Annotated in this window: 1 pseudogene; it reads right to left on the minus strand. The window is 44.6% G+C overall.

From position 1 onward, the window contains the following. Positions 1-44 precede the first annotated feature (44 nt). Positions 45-303 (minus strand): annotated as a pseudogene (locus ED312_RS07490) (polysaccharide lyase); the annotation flags it as partial.

A 303-nucleotide genomic window follows, 5' to 3' on the forward strand; every position in this document is an offset into this window, starting at 1 on the left:
AATAAACAAAATGTTTATCGGGTTTTACGGTCTTATAAGCATGGTTATTGCAATAATCCTCCTTTAACACCTTGTAGGGTATCGGTATTGTTTTCCGGGTCTTTCCAGTCCACTTTTACGGTGGGGTCAATACCATTGATATATTTCTCTATATTGGTATATCCGTCACCATTGACATCGCCGTTGGCATCTGACGGGTCGCGGGGATCGAGGCCGTATTTTTTCTCCCACTTATCGGGCAGTCCGTCACCATCGGAATCTTTGTATGGTTTTCCCTTGTATTCGGGGTAGCCCCCTACTTGT

The sequence above is a fragment of the Sinomicrobium pectinilyticum genome, from assembly GCF_003725735.1.
In the GTDB taxonomy this organism is placed as follows: Bacteria; Bacteroidota; Bacteroidia; order Flavobacteriales; family Flavobacteriaceae; genus Sinomicrobium; species Sinomicrobium pectinilyticum.